Origin of the sequence: Propioniciclava soli, assembly GCF_014858005.1 — a bacterium.
GTDB lineage: Bacteria > Actinomycetota > Actinomycetes > Propionibacteriales > Propionibacteriaceae > Propioniciclava > Propioniciclava soli.
In genome coordinates this window covers 193357-209071 of the sequence record NZ_JACYOT010000004.1, presented here as the reverse complement: position 1 = coordinate 209071, position 15715 = coordinate 193357, and the positions used below count along the sequence as shown (strand labels likewise).

Sequence of the window (15715 nt, the reverse complement as noted above, 5' to 3'; positions counted from 1 at the left end):
GGCATTTGGACCCGAGGAAATGGCGCCATGGCGCCATTTCCTCGGGTCCAAATGCACCAACAGCGCTGCCGCCCCCAACAACTGCTGCCCGCGGCGTCGGGGATCCGCTAGCGGCGTCGGGCGAACCAGCGGCCCAGGAACTCCGTGCGGTAGGCGTCGAACTCGCCTCGGCCCAGCGCGTCCCGGATCGCGTCGACCAGGCGCACCGTGAACCGTTCGTTGTGGATCGTCGCCAGCGTCGAGGCGAGCATCTCCTTGGCCTTGAACAGGTGGTGCAGGTACGCCCGGGTGTAGTGGGCGCACGTGTAGCAGTCGCACCCCTCCTCGATCGGGCCGAACGCCCGCCTGCTCGCCGCCGTCAGGAGGTTGTACCGGCCGTCCGCGGTGTAGACCGCCGAGTTGCGCGCCACGCGGCTCGGGTTGACGCAGTCGAACGTGTCGGCCCCGTTTTCGATCGCGGTGAAGAAATCCTCCGGCTCGGAGATGCCCAGCAGGTGCCGGGGACGCTCGGGCCCCAGCTCGTCGGCGCACCAGCCGACGATCGTGCCCAGGTTCTCCTTCTCCAACGCGCCACCGATGCCGAAACCGTCGAACCCGCGCCCGTCCACCTCCAACTCGGCGAGACCGCGGGAGGCCCGGCGCCGCAGGTCTTCGTACTGCGCTCCCTGCACCACGCCGAACAGCGCCTGGTACGGCCGGTCGGCGCGGGCGTCGGTCAGCTCCCCGTGGGCCCGCAGGCAGCGCTCGGCCCAGCGGTGCGTCCGCTCCACCGAGCTCTCCTGATAGGCGCGGGTGTTCTTCAAGGTGGTGAGTTCGTCGAAGGCGAAGATGATGTCGGCCCCCAGCTCGTGCTGGACGCGCATGCTCACCTCGGGCGTGAAGCGGTGCCGGTCGCCGTTGAGGTGGGAGGTGAACGTCACCCCGTCCTCGTCAACCCGCGCCAGGCGCTCCTTGCCTGCGGCGATCACGTCGTCGTCGGCCACGCCGGCGGCGTCCATCGCGAGCACCTTGCGGAACCCCACGCCGAGGCTCATCACCTGGAAGCCACCCGAGTCGGTGAACGTCGGGCCGGGCCAGTTCATGAAGGCCCCCAGGCCGCCGGCGGCGTCCACGATGTCGGCGCCCGGCTGCAGGTAGAGGTGGTAGGCGTTCGCCAACACGGCCTGGGCCCCCAGCTCGGCGACCGACTCCGGCAGGACGGCCTTCACCGTCGCCTTGGTGCCCACCACGACGAAGGCCGGGGTGCGGATCGTGCCGTGGGGGGTGGTGATGACGCCGGTGCGGCCGCGCCCGTTGGGCAGCTCCGCTCCGCGGGTGAAGCCGAAGGCTGCGCTCACTTCGCCTTGCCCACGCGGCGCTGCAACGCCTGCAGCTGCGCGACGGCCACGACGCCGGCGCTGGAGGTGCGCAGCACGGCGTCGCTGATCAGCACCTGCCGCCCGCCCGCGGCCTCGAAGGTGGCGATCTCCGCGTCGGTCAGCCCACCCTCGGGCCCGACGATCACGAGCACGTCACCCTCCTCGGGCACCGCGACGCGCGGAAGCGGCGCGCTGGCACCCTCGTGCAGGATCAGCGTGAGGGCCACCTCGCGTGCCAGCTCGGCCAGCTCGCGGGTGGTCATGGGGGCGGCGATGATCGGGACGCGGAGGCGCCGGCTCTGCTTGGTGGCCTCGCGCGCCGTCGAACGCCACCGGCCGGCCTGGCGCTCCTCGCGGTCGGGCGACCACTTCACGACGGAGCGGGACGCCTGCCACGGGATGATGCGGTCGACGCCCACCTCGGTGAGCATCTCGACGGCCAGCTCGGCGCGGTCGCCCTTGGCCAGGGCCTGGGCGACGATGTAGCGCACCGTCGGTGCCTGGGCGGTGAGCACCTCGGCGACCTCCAGGGTGACGGACGCCTTGTCGGTCGCGGTCACGGGGCCGCGAATCGCGGTGCCCGCCCCGTCGGAGACGACGATCGTCTCCCCCACGCGGATGCGACGGACGGCCGCCGCGTGACGCCCCTCGTCGCCACCCAGGGTGAACGTGTCACCGACCCGGCAACGGGTGAGATCGGCGAGGAACAGCGCCTCGGTCATCGTCTCGGGTTCCTCTCGCGTCGGTGTCTGGGTTCGTTGGGTTCGACCTCAGCCGTCGAAGGCGTCCTTCAGGCGGCTGAAGAAGCCCTTGGGGCCGCGGTCCACCGTCGCCTCGGGCCGGTTCTCGTCGCGGGCCGTCGCCAGTTGGCGCAACAGCTCGCGCTGGTGCTCGTCCAGCGACGTCGGGGTCTGCACCAACAGGGTAACCCCGAGGTCGCCGCGGCCGGCGCCACGCAGGCGCGGCACGCCGCGGCCGTCCAGCACCAGCCGGGTGCCCGACTGGGTGCCGTGCGGCACCTCCAGCTTCACCCGCGCGTCGGCGGCATCGGCACCCTCTACCTCGGCGTCGATCGTGTCGATCCACACCTCGGTGCCCAGCGCCGCCGCCGTCATGGGCAGCTTCGCGACCATCTCGAGGTTGTCGCCGTCCCGACGGAACACCGGGTGCTGGCTCACCGCCAGCTCCACGTACAGGTCGCCGGCCGGTCCGCCGCCGGGCCCGACCTCACCCTGGGAGTCGAGGTGCACCCGGTTGCCGGTGCTCACCCCGGCGGGAATCTTCACGTTGATCGTCCGCGTGCTGCGGACGCGGCCCTCCCCGGAGCACTCGCCGCACGGGTTGGGGATGACCGTGCCGTAACCCCGGCACGTCGGGCACGGCTGCACCGTGCGGATGTCGCCGAGGAAGCTGCGCTGGACGCTCTGCACGTCGCCCTGCCCGTGGCAGGTGCTGCAGGTGACCGGCTCGCCGCCGTCCGCCGCACCGCGGCCGCTGCACGAGGGGCAGACCACCGCCGTCTCGACCCGGACCGGCTTGGTCACCCCGAACGCGGCCTCGGCCAACGACAGCGAGAGGCGGACGAGGGCGTCCTGGCCCTTGCGGACGCGGCTGCGCGGGCCGCGCTGACCCTGCGCGCCGAACATGGCGTCGAACAACCCGCCGACGTCGAAGCCGCCCGCGCCACCGGGGAAGCCGAAACCACCCATGCCGCCGGCCCCGCCCCCGCCGCCCGAGCGCAACGGGTCGCCGCCCAGGTCGTACATCTGGCGCTTGGAGGAGTCCGACAGCACGGCGTACGCCTCGCCGATCTGCTTGAACGTCTCCGCGCTCGCCGGGTCGTCGGCCACGTCCGGGTGGTACTTCATGGCGAGCTTGCGGTACGCCTTCTTGATCTGCTCGCTCGATGCGTCCCGGGGCACACCCAGGACCTCGTAGTAGTCGCTCAACGTCGTCCTTCTCGGGTATCAGCCTTCGGCCAGGAAGCGGCCCACGTACCGCGCGACGGCGCGCACGGACGCGATGGTGGACGGGTAGTCCATGCGGGTGGGGCCCACGATGCCGAGGGTCGCCCACACGTCGGAGTCCGCACCATACGCCGACGCCACCACGGACGTCGACTGCAGGGGTGCGTAGGCGTTCTCGTGACCGATGCGCACGGTCACGTCGTTCGGGGTGCTGGTCTCCCCCAGCAGGCGCAGCAGGACGACCTGCTCCTCCAGCGCCTCCAGCACCGGCTTCACGGTGGTCTCGAACTGGTCGCCGAACCGGGTCAGGTTGGGGACGCCGCCGACCACGACGCGCGTGCTCGCGTCGGCGCTCACCATCTCCAGCGCGGCGGCCGTGACGGTGGCCGCCAGTGGCCCGAGCGTCGGCGGTAGGGCGTCGGCGAAGGTCGCGAGGCGTTCTACGGCCTCCCGCGGGGACGCGCCCAGCAACAGCTCGACGAGTCGCGCCCGGACGAGCGCCAGGTCGGCGTCGTCCACGTCGCCCAGCAGGATCGGCCGCTGCTCGATGCTGCCCGTGCTGGTGACCACCATGGCCAGCCCGCGGTCGGGCCCGAGCCGCACGATCTCGACGTGGCGGATGGTCGAGGTCGTCAGCACCGGGTACTGCACGATCGCGACCTGCCGCGTCACCTGCGCCAGCAGCGCCACCGTGCGGCGCACCACGTCGTCCACGTCGAGCGCGCCCGAGAGGAACGTCGTGATGGCCCGCTTCTCCGCCAGCGTCAGCGGCTTGACCGCGGCCAGCCGGTCGACGAAGAGGCGATAGCCCTTGTCGGTGGGGATGCGGCCTGCCGAGGTGTGGGGCTGGGTGATGTAGCCCTCGTCCTCCAGCACGGCCATGTCGTTGCGGACGGTCGCCGGGCTCACGTTGAGGCTGTGGCGCTCGACGATGGCCTTCGAGCCCACGGGCTCCTGGGAGGAGACGTAGTCGGTGACGATGGCACGCAGGATCGCCAGCTTGCGGTCGTCCAGCATGTCGCCCCCTCTCGTGACCCCTCGCGGTGTCCGTGCCGCAGGCCCGCCCCGGGTCGGGGCTGGCACTCGCGCGCAGTGAGTGCCAAGCTTACGCCACCCTCGCGGTGGCGCCGGTTACGCTGGCCGCCGTGCCTGCGTCCACCCCGTCCCCCGCCGCGCTCCTGGGGGCCACGACCGCCGTCTTCGGCGCCCCCGTGGCCGCCGCCGCGTTCGGACGCCTCAGCTACGGCGACGCGTTCTGGTGGGTGTGGCTGGTCGCGGTCGTGACCGGCGGGTGGGCCCTCGTCACACTGACCGCCCGGCGCGCTGCCGGCGTCACCCGCATCTTCCTCGTGGCCCACCTGCTCATGTTCCTCGGCATCCCGGCCGTGCTGTACGGCTGGCTGCTGGGGCGGCAACTGCCCCCCGTGCAGGCGCCGGTCCTGCTCGTGGCACTCGGGGTCGCGTGGGTGGTGCTCCACGGCTGGGCCACGCGGCCCGACCGGCTCGGCCCGCCGGGTTTCGCCGGCACCCCGATGACCACGGGTGCCCTGGTCGCCCTCCATCTGCGGCCCTACCCGCGCGTCGTGGTCGTCTACGCGGCCGTCTTTCTCGCCCTCGCCGTCCCCGGCGTGGCGCACTTCGACGCCGCGGCCGCCGACCCGGACGCCGCGCGGCCCGCCACGCTGGCCCTGCTGGTGGGGTCGGGACTGCTCGAGCTCCTCCTCGCGTCCGTTCGGATCGGACGCGGCCGCCGGCTGTCCGGGCGGCCGGGGCCGGACGCCACCTCGGTAGGCTGAGCGGATGCTGTTCAGCCTGGGCCCCTTCATCCCGGTCGCCGACCGGGTGTTCGTCGCGGTCGCCGAACCCGAGGCCGTGAACATCGGCCTGGTGGTGGGCACCACGGGCGCCCTCGTGATCGACACGGGCAGCACCCCTGCCCAGGGTGCCGCGATCCTCGCCGCCGCGCGGGCCGTCGCCGGCGACGTCCCCGTCACCCACGTCGTGGTCACCCACGCCCACGTCGACCACCACGGGGGCCTGGGCGGTTTCGCGAGCGTGTCGTCCCATGCGCATCGCGGCCTGGCCAGCGCCATCGCTCGCACCGGTGAACAGCACGACCTACTGCGCGATCTCGGCCTCACCGCGGACGACCTCGTCGCACCCACCCACACGTTCTCCCTCGCCACCACCCTCGATCTGGGCGACGCCCACGCCGAGGTCGTCCACTTCGGGCGCGGGCACACCGACCACGACGCGGTCGTGATCGTGCCCGCCCGCAAGGTCGTGTTCGCCGGCGACCTGCTGGAGCAGTCGGCGTTTCCGTCCGTCGGGGAGGATTCCTTCCTGGCCGAGTGGCCCCGCACGCTGGACGGCACGCTCGGCACCCTGCGCCGCGACACCGTCATCGTGCCCGGGCACGGCAGCGTGATGGACCAGAGCGGGGCCTTCATCCAGCGCGCCGAGCTGGCGTGGCTGGAGTCCCAGGCCGGCACGCTGTGGGACGCCGGCACCGCCGCCGCGGACGCCTGGCCCACCACCGACGAGTGGCCGCTCACCCGCCAGGAGGCCGAGGCGGCCCTGACGGTTCGGTTCGCCCAGTACGCCGCGGCCGGACGCCCCCGCGCCCGCACGCTGCCCCTGCTGGGCCGCTGACGCGGAAGCCGCCCCTGGTGGGCCGCTGACGCGGAAGCCGCTCCTGCCGGGTCGCTCAGGTGCCGGCCGTCAGCGCGTCGCCGCGTGCTCCTGCAGGGCAGCGAGCACGTCGTCGCCAGCAGCGGCCAGGAGGTATCGGCCGTCCTGCCCGGGACGCCACGGCGGCTCGGCACCGGACGAGGCCGCCACACCGCCCAGCTCGGTGAGCATGAGCGTGCCGGGCAGGTGGTCCCACGCGTGCTGGCTGGTGTAGACCAGCGCGTCCACGTCCCCCTCCAGCAGGCGCGGGTAGTCCACCGCACAGGCGCCGCGTGTGCCCGTGAACTGCAGGTCGGGGTGGCCGTCGCCACGGAAGCGCTTGCGCGTCGCCACGCGCCACGGCCGGTCGGGGGGCGTCAGGGCGGGCAGGGCCACGCCGTTGCGCGTCACTCCGGCCCCCTTCTCCACGGCGTACATCTGTTGGTGCACGGGCTGCCAGATCCAGGCTCGCGTGGCCTCACCGTGGCGGGTCTCGGCGAGCATGACGCCGAAGTCGGCGTGCCCGTGGGCGAAGTTGCGCGTGCCGTCGACGGGGTCGATGACGAAGGCGTGCGCCGCGCCCGGGAGGCCCGCGGGGAGGTCGGCGTCGGCGAAGGTGGCCTCTTCGCCGATGATGACAGCGTCGGGGAAGGCCTCCGCCAGGGTGCGGGCGATCTCGACCTCGGCCTCGCGGTCGGCGATCGTCACGAGGTCGCCGGGGCGCTTCTGGTCGATCTCGTGCTCGGCGAGCGTCCGGAAGCGGGGCAGGATCACCCGTTCGGCGACGTCGACGAGCAGGTTCTCGATCGCGGTGGCGTCCATCAGGAGTCCTCATCGATGTGGTCGGCGGTGACGAAGTCGATGAGTTTCTCGACCTCGGTGAGCAGGCGCGGGTCCAGGTCTTGCCAACCCCGCACCTGGCGGAGGATCGCTTGCCACGCGGCCGCGATGTCGGCCTGGGTGGCGTGCGGCATCCCGAGCGCGTCGCAGATGCCGTGCTTCCACTCCATCGTGCGCGGGATGTCGGGCCAGCGCGCCAGGCCGACGCGCTCAGGCTTGACCGCCGCCCAGATGTCGACGTATTCGTGACCGGTGACGAACACGTGCTCACCGCTGACCTGCGCGACGATGCGAGATTCCTTGCTGCCGGGCACGAGATGGTCCACCAGAACGCCGAGGCGCCGGCCCTGCGCGGGGGCGAACTCGCGGACGATGGCGGTCAGGTCGTCGATGCCGCCGAGGTACTCCACGACGACGCCGACGTGGCGCAGGTCCGCGCCCCACACCTTCTCGATCAGCTCCGCGTCGTGGCGTCCCTCGACGTAGATGCGGCTGGGCAGCGCCACCTTCGCGCTGGCCGTGGGCCCGACGCGCGAGCCGGACGCCGTGTGCGTCCGCGCGTGTTCCTGGGCACGATCGCGCGCCGTCGGCGTCCGCACCGGCGGCGTCAGGTCAATGGGCTTCCCGTCCAGCCAGAAGTTGGGGCCGAACGGGAAGCTGCGGCGCTTGCCCTTGCGGTCCTCCAACACGACGACGCCGTTCTCCCAGGTCACCACCGCGCCGACGAAGCCGGAGGTGGGCTCCTCGAGCACCATGTTCCTCTCCACGGGGGTGCGCGCCGCCGTCGGACGGTTCGCGCGCTGCCAGCCCTTGGCAAGCACGTCGGAGGAGTATCGGTTCACGATCCACCAGCCTACGGCGCGCCACCGACACTCCGGCCGGGGACCCACCGGGCGAGCCGCGATGCTCGGGCCACCGCAGGGGCGCGGTTCGCCAGCGCCCGTGCTGGAGTAGGGTGCGGCCCATGGGTTCTGGCCCTGATGACACCCCCGCGCTGGTCGCCCGGCGCTCGTCAACGAAAGGTGAATTCTGGTGCTCGCTGTCGAGTGGTGGTGGCTCACTGCCCTGATCTTCGGTCTGGACCTGCTGCTCGCCCTCGCCGAGGGCACGTCCGCTGCTGAGCGCCCCGGTTTCCGCGTGCTGCGGTGGGCGGGAAGGTTCGCGGCCGCCGCAGTGATCCTGGGGATCGGCCTGGTTCTCCAGCCCACCGGGCTGTGGTGGTTCGTCATGGTTGCCTTCGTCTTGGCGGAGGGAACGATCCACTGGTTCCTCCGCCGACGCCAACCGCTCGTGACCCCCGCGGCGGGCTGACCAGCCCTCAGTCCAGCAGCTCGCGCACGACCGCGTCGGCCAGCAACCGGCCGCGCGGGGTGAGCGTGAGGCGTCCGCTCTCGCTGGCGCGCAGCAAGCCGCGCGCTTGCAGCCCCGGCACCCGCCGGCGCTCGGACGCGGTGAGCACAGCGGCGTCCAGCCCGTCGGCGATGCGGATCTCCAACAGGACGCGCTCCTCACGCCGCTCCTCGGCGGTGAGCACCTCCCGGGCCGCGGCCGGGCTTTCGCCGGCGGCCAGCCGGCTCGCGTAGGTGGCCGGGTGCTTCACGTTCCACCACCGGACGCCGCCCGCGTGGCTGTGCGCGCCCGGACCCACGCCCCACCACGTGTGACCCCGCCAGTAGGCGAGGTTGTGCCGGCACGCGTGCCCGGGTCGCGCCCAGTTGCTGATCTCGTAGGGCTCCAGTCCGGCGGCGGTCAGGCGGTCGTCGACGAGTTCGTAGCAGTCGGCCTGGGTGTCCAGGTCGATCTCCTGGAGCCGGCCGCGGCGGATGTCGGCGGCCATCTTGGTGCCCGGCTCCAGCGCGAGCGCGTAGGCGCTGATGTGGTCGGGCTCGGCGGCGAGCGCCGCAGCGACGGACGCCTCCCAGTCGGCCAGGGTCTCCCCCGGCGTCCCGTAGATGAGGTCGAGGCTGACGGACGCGAAGCCGGCCTCCCGCGCCCAGCCGACGACCGCGGGCACGCGCCCCGGCGTGTGCCGACGGTCGAGCTTCGTCAGCACCGACGGCACGGCCGACTGCATGCCGAACGAGATGCGGTTGAACCCACCCTCGCGCAGCTCCCGCAGGTAGGCGGCGTCCACCGACTCGGGGTTGGACTCGGTGGTCACCTCGGCTCCGTCGGCCAGCGGCCACACCGCACGCACGGCGTCCAACAGGCCCACGAGCTCGGACGCCGCCAGGAGCGTCGGCGTTCCGCCCCCGAAGAACACGGTCTCCACAGGCGGTACGTCCGGCCCCAGCAGGCGACCGGCCAGCGCGAGTTCGGCGCGCACGGCGTCCAGGTAGGCGGCGCGGGACGCCCCGGGGGCGGCGCCCAGCTCGGCGGCGGTGTAGGTGTTGAAATCGCAGTAGCCGCAGCGCGTCGCGCAGAAGGGCACGTGGACATAGACGCTGAGCGGCGAGGTGGCGACCTCGGCGAGCGCGTCGACGGGTAGTGCGCCATCGATCGGCGCGGGCTCCCCGTCGGGGAGGCTCGGTGTCACGGCAGGGCGAACGGCAGGTCGAGGCCGTCCAGGGCGTGCTGGCAGGCGCAGTCGCCGTCCGGCATCGCCGCGAGGGTGCGCAACAGCAGCCGCTTGAGGCGCTCGATGTTGCCGGCGAAGACCTTGAGCACGTCGGCGTGGGTGACGCCCTCCTCGCCCTCCAGGCCAGCGTCGGCGTCGGTCACGCAGCAGACGGTCGAGAAGCAGAGGGCCAGCTCGCGCGCGACGGACGCCTCGGGCATCCCGGTCATGCCGACGACGGACCAGCCGGCCGCCGAGTGCCACTGCGATTCCGCTCGGGAGCTGAACCGCGGGCCGTTGATGACCACGAGCGTGCCGCCGTCCACCAGCGGGGTGTCGTCGGAAGCGGATGCGAGCAGCGCCTGGCGGCCGCGCGGGCAGTACGGATCGGCGAACGGCACGTGGACGACCGGCCCCTCGGCCTCCCAGACGGTGTGGCCGGGGCGGTAGGTGCGGTCGACGACCTGGTCGGGCACGACGAAGGCGCCCGGTGCCAGGTGGCGCTGCAGCGCCCCGACGGCACACGGGGCCAGCACCTGGCGGACGCCCACCGCCCGCAGCGCCCAGAGGTTGGCGCGATAGTTGACCTTGTGCGGCGCGAACTGGTGCCGCTCGCCATGGCGGGGCAGGAAGGCGACTCGGCGCCCCTCGACCTCACCGATCGTCAGCGGCGCCGACGGCGGCCCGAACGGTGTGTCGACCTCGACGCGCTCGGCGTCGTCGAAGAACGAGTAGAAGCCGGAGCCACCGACGATGCCGATCTCGGCCGTGGCGCTCACAGCTGCCCGGCCAGCGCGCCGTCGCGCCACGCACCGAGCACGGCGTTCCAGCTCGACACGGTGATCTCGCTGACCAGACCCGCCTGCTGGAAGGGGTCGTGCGCGAGGGCCGCGGCGGCATCGTCCGCGCTGCCGGCGCGGAGCAGGATCAGAGCGTCGAACGGACCGTCCCCCTGCGTGGGCCCAGACAGCAGAATGATGCCCTCGGCGGCCAGCCCGCCGAGGAACTCCCGGTGGCGGGGCCGGATCTCGTCGAGGGCAGCGGCGTCGTCGACGTAGGTGTAGGTCACGGCATACAGGCTCATGGATTCCATCCTACGGGCGGACGCCGACCCGCTTGAGCCGGCCTCGCACACTGGAGGCATGAGCCACCCCGTCCCGACGCACCCCCCGCTCGCCGCCCGGCCGACGAGGGAGGGGGCAAGCCTGTTCATGCTCGGCTGGGTCGCATTGCTGTGGGTGCTGGAGATCGTCGACCAGCTGTTCCCCTTCCTGGGCCTGGACGCCGCGGGCATCACCCCGCGGGACCCGGGTGACCTCTACTCGGTGTTCACCGCCCCGTTCGTGCACTACGGATTCAGCCACCTGATCGCCAACACCGTGCCGTTCTTCGTGCTCGGCCTGCTGATCCTGCTGTCAGGCGTGCGGACGTTCGTGGTGGCCACGGGGGCGTCCGTGCTGGCCTCCGGGCTGGCCGTCTGGCTGCTGTCCGCCCCGGGCACGCTGACGGCGGGGGCGTCCGGCGTCGTGTTCGGCTGGTTGGCGTTCGTGCTGGCCCGCGGCCTGTTCACGGCCAACCTGAATCACCTGCTCATCGGCGTGGTGGTGTTCGCGATCTACGGCGGCGTGCTGTGGGGCGTCTTCCCGACCGCGCCGGGGGTGTCCTGGTTGGGCCACCTCGGCGGCGCGATCGGTGGCGTCCTGGCGGCGTGGTGGCTCTCACGCCGAGGCAACGACCAGTCGGCGATCCCCCAGGCCTGAGGCGCCGGCCCGGGTCCTCAACGTCCACCCTGCGGGGGGATCAGCCGCGGAGGGCCTCGATGTCGGGCGGCAGGGTTGTCCACTCCCAGTCCTTGACCCACACCCCATTGCTCTGCACCACCCGGGCGGTCCCGATGTCGCTGGAGAGCAGCCACAAGACGTCCTCGTCGGACTGCCATGCCACGCCGAGCGGATGCGCACGCACAAGGTAACGCTCGTCGTCGGCCCAGACAATGGTGCCCCCCGCGTCCTTGATGACCGGGTGCACCCTTGCGTCCGATCCCGCCCCCTCGGACGCGAACTCCGCCGTGAACTGGCCCGACGGCGAGACGCGCTCTCCGTCCTCGGGCACCAGGGTCGAAGCGTTGCTCTGGCACCCGCTCAGTGTCAGCCCCAGCACCGCCGCCCCCAGCGACGCGGCGCCGACGAACACGGCCCGGCGGGAGACGGGGCGGGGCACTACTTCTTCTCCCGCGACTCGCCCGTGCTGAGCGCGGCCACGAAGGCCTCTTGGGGCACCTCGACGCGTCCGACCATCTTCATGCGCTTCTTGCCCTCCTTCTGCTTCTCGAGCAGCTTGCGCTTGCGGGTGATGTCACCGCCGTAGCACTTGGCGAGCACGTCCTTGCGGATGGCGCGGATGGTCTCCCGGGCGATCACGCGCGCCCCGATCGCGGCCTGCACCGGCACCTCGAACTGCTGGCGCGGGATGAGCTCGCGGAGCTTCTTGGCCATGGCCACGCCGTAGGCGTAGGCCGCGTCGGTGTGCACGATGGCGCTGAAGGCGTCCACTGGGTCGCCGTGCAGCAGGATGTCGACCTTGACGAGTTTCGCCGACTGCTCGCCGGCCGCCTCATAGTCGAGGCTCGCGTAGCCCTTGGTGCGGCTCTTGAGCTGGTCGAAGAAGTCGAAGACGATCTCGGCGAGCGGCAGGGTGTAGCGGAGCTCCACCCGGTCCGACGACAGGTAGTCCATGCCGGTCTGCGTGCCGCGGCGCTGCTGGCACAGCTCCATGATCGTGCCGATGTAGTCGCTGGGCGTCAGGATGGTCGCGTTCACGACCGGCTCCCACACCTCGGCGATCTTGCCCTCGGGATACTCCGAGGGGTTGGTGACGGTGTGCTCGGTGCCGTCCTCCATGACGACGCGGTACACGACGTTCGGCGCCGTGGAGATGAGGTCGAGGTTGAACTCGCGCTCCAGCCGCTCGCGGACGATCTCCATGTGCAGCAGCCCGAGGAAGCCGATGCGGAACCCGAAGCCCAGCGCCCCGGAGGTCTCGGGCTCATACGTCAGCGCCGCGTCGTTCAGCTGCAGCTTGTCCAGCGCCTCGCGCAGCTCGGGGAAGTCGGCCCCGTCGATGGGGTAGAGCCCCGCGTAGACCATGGGGTTGGGGTGTTTGTAGCCGCCAAGTGCCTGGCTCGCCGGGCGCTGCGCCAGCGTCACCGTGTCGCCGACGCGGGACTGGCGGACGTCCTTCACCCCGGTGATCAGGTAGCCGACCTCACCCACGCCCAAGCCCGAGGACGGCAGCGGCTCGGGGCTGATGACGCCGACCTCCAGCACCTCGTGGGACGCCTTGGTGCTCATCATCGTGATGCGGTCGCGGTGCTGGAGCGCGCCGTCGACCACGCGGACGTAGGTGACGACGCCGCGATAGGTGTCGTACACGGAGTCGAAGATGAGGGCGCGCGCGGGGGCGTCCACCTCACCGGTCGGGGCGGGCACGGTGGCGACGATGGCGTCCAGCAACTCGCGGACGCCCTCCCCCGTCTTGCCCGACACGCGGAACACCTCCGACGGGTCGCAACCGACGAGGTTGGCCAGTTCCTCGGCGTACTTCTCGGGCTGCGCGCTCGGCAGGTCGATCTTGTTGAGCACCGGGATGATGTGCAGATCGGCACCCATCGCCAGGTACAGGTTCGCCAGCGTCTGGGCTTCGATGCCCTGCGCGGCGTCGACGAGCAGAATGGCGCCCTCGCACGCCTCCAGCGAGCGGGACACCTCGTAGGTGAAGTCGACGTGGCCGGGGGTGTCGATCATGTTCAGCACGTGGTCGGTCTCAGCGACCCGCCACGGCATCCGCACGGCCTGGCTCTTGATCGTGATGCCGCGCTCGCGCTCGATGTCCATCCGATCGAGGTACTGCGCACGCATGGACCGCTCGTCAACCACGCCGGTGAGCTGGAGCATGCGGTCCGCCAGCGTCGACTTGCCGTGATCGATGTGCGCGATGATGCAGAAGTTGCGCAGGATCGCGTTCGGCGTCGCCCCGGGCTGCGGGCTCATGCGGCCTCCCTCTCGAGCTCGTCGTGCTTCGCTGGCATCGCGTCGGCCGGCGGGCGGCCGGCCTTGGACAACACGACGCCGCCCCGACCGGTCAGTCGGAGCGACGTCGGGAAGCTGCGATCAGAGCGACGCGGCCGTCGTGGCGATGGCCGACTTGCGGTTCGCCGCCTGGTTCTTGTGGATGACGCCCTTGCTGGCCGCCTTGTCGAGCTGGCGGCACGCCACCTTGGCGTACTCCTGCGCCTTCTCGGTCTCGCCGGCGGCAGCAGCCTCGCGGAACTTGCGAATGTGCGTCTTGAGGGACGACTTCACGGCCTTGTTGCGCAGGCGCGCCTTCTCGTTCGTGAGAATCCGCTTCTTCTGGGACTTGATGTTCGCCACAGGGCTTGCCTTCGTTTCTGCTGATGGTCGAGGGTTGCGCCCACAATGGGCGCGATGACCCAGCCTAGCAGCGCCCCCGGCGGCCCCCAAATCGCCGGGTCAGCGGCCCATGCCTGCCTCGGGACGCCTCCCCCGCTGCGCCGCCACCCCGATCACGAGCTGCTCCAGTGCGAAGGCGGGGTCGGACGCGGCGCCCTTCACGGCGGCGTCCGCCCGCGCCACGAGTTGCAGGGCGGACGCCAGCCCGCGCGGCGTCCAGTCGCGGGAGTGCCGCGCCAGGTCCTTGACCTTCCACGGCGGCACCCCGACCTGCTGGGCCACCTCGGCGTCGCGGACGCGCGCACCGGCGAGATCGCTGTAGCGCCCCTGGCTGCGCAATGAGGACGCCAACGCGCTCGTCACGAGCACCGGCGGCACGCCGGTCTCCAACGCCCAGCGCAGCGCACCGAGCGCCTCGTCGCGCCGCCCGGACATGACGTGGTCGGCCACGGTGAAGCTCGTCACGTCGGCCCGACCGGCGAAGTAGCGGTGAACGTCGGTCTCGCTGATGTGTCGGTCGTCGGAGTCGGCGATCAGCTGGCGCACCGCCGCGGCCACGCCCCGGGTGTCGCCGCCGATCGCCTCCACCAGCGTGGCCGCGGTGGGGGCTTCGAGGCGTCCGCCGAGCGCCCGGGCTTCGGCGACCGCGAACTGGGGCAGCTCCCAGGCCTTGATCGTCGGGCAGTCGCGGGTGGCGACCTTGGCCTTCTTCAATCGATCGAGCAGTCCCTTGCCCTTGTTCCCGCCCGGGTGGACGAGCACCAGGGCGAGCTCATCACTCGGCTGCGTGGCGAAGGAGGCAACGGTGTCGACGAGGTCGTGGGCGAGGTCGGCAAGGTCGGTGACCACCACGATGGTGTCGCTGGCGAACAGCGACCCCCCGGTCACCTCGGCGAGGCGTCCGGCGTCCAGGTCAACCGCCGACACCCGGTTCACCGAGGCACCCGGCCGCTCGACCAGCGCGTCGCGGACGAGGGCGTCCACCGCCCGCTCGGCGAGCAACGACTCCGGCCCGACGACCAGCACGACCCGGCCGAACACGTTCGTCACCTCCACCGCACCCACCTCCTGCGCCTGCGCATCTGCTGGGAGCCAGCATGCCAGCCGCCACCGACAACGCCCGCGTCGGAACGGCCCACGCCGACTCCCCTGCCGCAGTGTCGGGGGCCGGCGTTAGGGTGGGTGTCACCGAACGAAGGAGACCCCCCATGGCCAGCAAGGACGACATTCGCCGCATCGCCGAGGAGAACGACCTCAGCGAGGCGGCCGTCGCGGAGCTCGACCGGGCGCTGGGGCGCGGCAACCGGCGCCAGGCCCAGTTCAGCCACCCCGATCTCGGCGGATCCGGGCAGTGGATGGCCGGCGGCATGACGCAGGTCGGCGACATGTTCAACAACGAGCTGAAGGCCAAGGTGGACGCCGCGTGCTCCGCCCTGTCCTCCCTCGGCACGGGCAAGAACTCGGACTCCGACAACGGTGCCGAGGCCCACCCCGACCAGCACGACGACCAGAACGACGACGAGAAGGAAGGCACGGAGATGGACATGAACATGGACATGGACATGAACATGGACATGGACATGGACATGGGCGGCTCGGACTGGTGGCCGGAGGACCTGGGGAGCCCCGCGTCCAGCGGCGGCCAGAACGACTCGGGCTACGCCGTGTTCCCGGAAAAGAAGCGGCTCGCGGTCAAGTCGGGTGACGACGTCAAGGTCTACGACACGGCCGATCACGACATCACCGGCGTCTCCCAGCAGCAGGGCTCGATCGAGGACACGACGTTCTCCACCTCCGGCGGCGACACCGTCCGCGCCGGCGATCTGGACGAGGTCTGACGCGCCGACCCCCGGC

Annotated in this window: 18 protein-coding genes; 5 read left to right on the top strand and 13 right to left on the bottom strand. The window is 71.8% G+C overall.

The window, feature by feature from the left end; translation table 11 throughout:
- Positions 1 to 107: 107 nt before the first annotated feature.
- The 4 genes from tgt to hrcA are packed head-to-tail and all read right to left on the bottom strand — an operon-like array spanning position 108 to position 4342.
- The gene (gene tgt, locus IFY26_RS03820) at positions 108 to 1337 is read right to left on the bottom strand and encodes a tRNA guanosine(34) transglycosylase Tgt (RefSeq protein ID WP_232547669.1); all 1230 of its coding nucleotides are present in this window, start codon (positions 1335 to 1337) and stop codon (positions 108 to 110) included.
- Entirely contained in the window at positions 1334 to 2080 is a 747-nt protein-coding gene (locus tag IFY26_RS03815) for a 16S rRNA (uracil(1498)-N(3))-methyltransferase (protein WP_232547668.1), read from the bottom strand. The genes tgt and IFY26_RS03815 overlap by 4 nt, the downstream gene beginning before the upstream one ends.
- A gap of 48 nt (positions 2081 to 2128) precedes the next feature.
- Positions 2129 to 3307 carry a molecular chaperone DnaJ gene (dnaJ, locus tag IFY26_RS03810; protein WP_232547667.1) on the bottom strand — a complete coding sequence of 393 codons (1179 nt, stop codon included), beginning with the start codon at positions 3305 to 3307 and terminating at the stop codon, positions 2129 to 2131.
- 18 nt (positions 3308 to 3325) lie between these two features.
- Positions 3326 to 4342 (bottom strand): heat-inducible transcriptional repressor HrcA, encoded by a 1017-nt coding sequence (gene hrcA, locus IFY26_RS03805; protein WP_232547666.1) that lies wholly within the window; start codon positions 4340 to 4342, stop codon positions 3326 to 3328.
- A 128-nt stretch (positions 4343 to 4470) separates the two neighbouring features.
- Here hrcA and IFY26_RS03800 point away from each other — a divergent pair, with 128 nt between their 5' ends.
- Positions 4471 to 5121: a hypothetical protein gene (locus IFY26_RS03800; protein ID WP_232547665.1), complete on the top strand. Its 651-nt coding sequence runs from the start codon at positions 4471 to 4473 to the stop codon at positions 5119 to 5121.
- 4 nt (positions 5122 to 5125) lie between these two features.
- Positions 5126 to 5977, top strand: coding sequence for an MBL fold metallo-hydrolase (locus tag IFY26_RS03795; RefSeq protein WP_232547664.1), 852 nt, complete (start codon positions 5126 to 5128; stop codon positions 5975 to 5977).
- A gap of 69 nt (positions 5978 to 6046) precedes the next feature.
- Here IFY26_RS03795 and IFY26_RS03790 read toward each other — a convergent pair whose 3' ends face one another.
- Positions 6047 to 6817, bottom strand: coding sequence for an inositol monophosphatase family protein (locus tag IFY26_RS03790; protein WP_232547663.1), 771 nt, complete (start codon positions 6815 to 6817; stop codon positions 6047 to 6049).
- A complete protein-coding gene (locus tag IFY26_RS03785; protein ID WP_232547911.1) occupies positions 6817 to 7680 on the bottom strand; it encodes a DUF3097 domain-containing protein in 864 nt (287 codons plus the stop codon). The genes IFY26_RS03790 and IFY26_RS03785 overlap by 1 nt, the downstream gene beginning before the upstream one ends.
- A gap of 187 nt (positions 7681 to 7867) precedes the next feature.
- On the opposite strand from IFY26_RS03785, the gene IFY26_RS03780 reads away from it, so the two are divergent.
- Entirely contained in the window at positions 7868 to 8146 is a 279-nt protein-coding gene (locus tag IFY26_RS03780; RefSeq protein ID WP_232547662.1) for a hypothetical protein, read from the top strand.
- A 7-nt stretch (positions 8147 to 8153) separates the two neighbouring features.
- On the opposite strand, the gene hemW is transcribed toward IFY26_RS03780, so the two are convergent.
- Genes hemW through IFY26_RS03765 form a run of 3 tightly spaced genes read right to left on the bottom strand, consistent with a single transcriptional unit; the run spans position 8154 to position 10476 of the window.
- Complete coding sequence (hemW, locus tag IFY26_RS03775; RefSeq protein ID WP_232547661.1) at positions 8154 to 9371, bottom strand: radical SAM family heme chaperone HemW; 1218 nt, start codon at positions 9369 to 9371, stop codon at positions 8154 to 8156.
- Positions 9368 to 10171, bottom strand: a complete 804-nt coding sequence (locus tag IFY26_RS03770; protein WP_232547660.1) for an S-methyl-5'-thioadenosine phosphorylase — start codon at positions 10169 to 10171, stop codon at positions 9368 to 9370. The genes hemW and IFY26_RS03770 overlap by 4 nt, the downstream gene beginning before the upstream one ends.
- Complete coding sequence (locus tag IFY26_RS03765; RefSeq protein WP_232547659.1) at positions 10168 to 10476, bottom strand: YciI family protein; 309 nt, start codon at positions 10474 to 10476, stop codon at positions 10168 to 10170. Before IFY26_RS03765 ends, IFY26_RS03770 begins: the two co-directional genes overlap by 4 nt.
- A 127-nt stretch (positions 10477 to 10603) precedes the next feature.
- On the opposite strand from IFY26_RS03765, the gene IFY26_RS03760 reads away from it, so the two are divergent.
- The gene (locus IFY26_RS03760; protein WP_332836147.1) at positions 10604 to 11152 is read left to right on the top strand and encodes a rhomboid family intramembrane serine protease; all 549 of its coding nucleotides are present in this window, start codon (positions 10604 to 10606) and stop codon (positions 11150 to 11152) included.
- Between the two features lie 40 nt (positions 11153 to 11192).
- Here IFY26_RS03760 and IFY26_RS03755 read toward each other — a convergent pair whose 3' ends face one another.
- The 4 genes from IFY26_RS03755 to holA all read right to left on the bottom strand — a co-directional run bounded on the left by IFY26_RS03755 (position 11193) and on the right by holA (position 14917).
- Positions 11193 to 11612, bottom strand: coding sequence for a hypothetical protein (locus tag IFY26_RS03755; RefSeq protein ID WP_232547657.1), 420 nt, complete (start codon positions 11610 to 11612; stop codon positions 11193 to 11195).
- Positions 11612 to 13441 (bottom strand): translation elongation factor 4, encoded by a 1830-nt coding sequence (gene lepA / locus IFY26_RS03750; RefSeq protein WP_232547656.1) that lies wholly within the window; start codon positions 13439 to 13441, stop codon positions 11612 to 11614. Before lepA ends, IFY26_RS03755 begins: the two co-directional genes overlap by 1 nt.
- Before the next feature lie 120 nt (positions 13442 to 13561).
- A complete protein-coding gene (gene rpsT, locus IFY26_RS03745) occupies positions 13562 to 13822 on the bottom strand; it encodes a 30S ribosomal protein S20 (RefSeq protein WP_232547655.1) in 261 nt (86 codons plus the stop codon).
- Positions 13823 to 13921: 99 nt separating this feature from the next.
- The gene (gene holA / locus IFY26_RS03740; protein WP_232547654.1) at positions 13922 to 14917 is read right to left on the bottom strand and encodes a DNA polymerase III subunit delta; all 996 of its coding nucleotides are present in this window, start codon (positions 14915 to 14917) and stop codon (positions 13922 to 13924) included.
- 152 nt (positions 14918 to 15069) lie between these two features.
- Here holA and IFY26_RS03735 point away from each other — a divergent pair, with 152 nt between their 5' ends.
- Positions 15070 to 15699 carry a hypothetical protein gene (locus tag IFY26_RS03735; protein WP_232547653.1) on the top strand — a complete coding sequence of 210 codons (630 nt, stop codon included), beginning with the start codon at positions 15070 to 15072 and terminating at the stop codon, positions 15697 to 15699.
- Positions 15700 to 15715: the final 16 nt, after the last annotated feature.

Excerpts from the sequence above, each read along its gene's own strand:
- IFY26_RS03815 (WP_232547668.1), bottom strand. The coding sequence starts at position 2,080 with ATGACCGAGGCGCTGTTCCTCGCCGATCTCACCCGTTGCCGGGTCGGT.
- hrcA (WP_232547666.1), bottom strand. The coding sequence starts at position 4,342 with ATGCTGGACGACCGCAAGCTGGCGATCCTGCGTGCCATCGTCACCGAC.
- IFY26_RS03795 (WP_232547664.1), top strand. The coding sequence starts at position 5,126 with ATGCTGTTCAGCCTGGGCCCCTTCATCCCGGTCGCCGACCGGGTGTTC.
- IFY26_RS03790 (WP_232547663.1), bottom strand. The coding sequence starts at position 6,817 with ATGGACGCCACCGCGATCGAGAACCTGCTCGTCGACGTCGCCGAACGG.
- IFY26_RS03765 (WP_232547659.1), bottom strand. The coding sequence starts at position 10,476 with ATGAGCCTGTATGCCGTGACCTACACCTACGTCGACGACGCCGCTGCC.
- IFY26_RS03760 (WP_332836147.1), top strand. The coding sequence starts at position 10,604 with ATGCTCGGCTGGGTCGCATTGCTGTGGGTGCTGGAGATCGTCGACCAG.
- lepA (WP_232547656.1), bottom strand. The coding sequence starts at position 13,441 with ATGAGCCCGCAGCCCGGGGCGACGCCGAACGCGATCCTGCGCAACTTC.
- IFY26_RS03735 (WP_232547653.1), top strand. The coding sequence starts at position 15,070 with ATGGCCAGCAAGGACGACATTCGCCGCATCGCCGAGGAGAACGACCTC.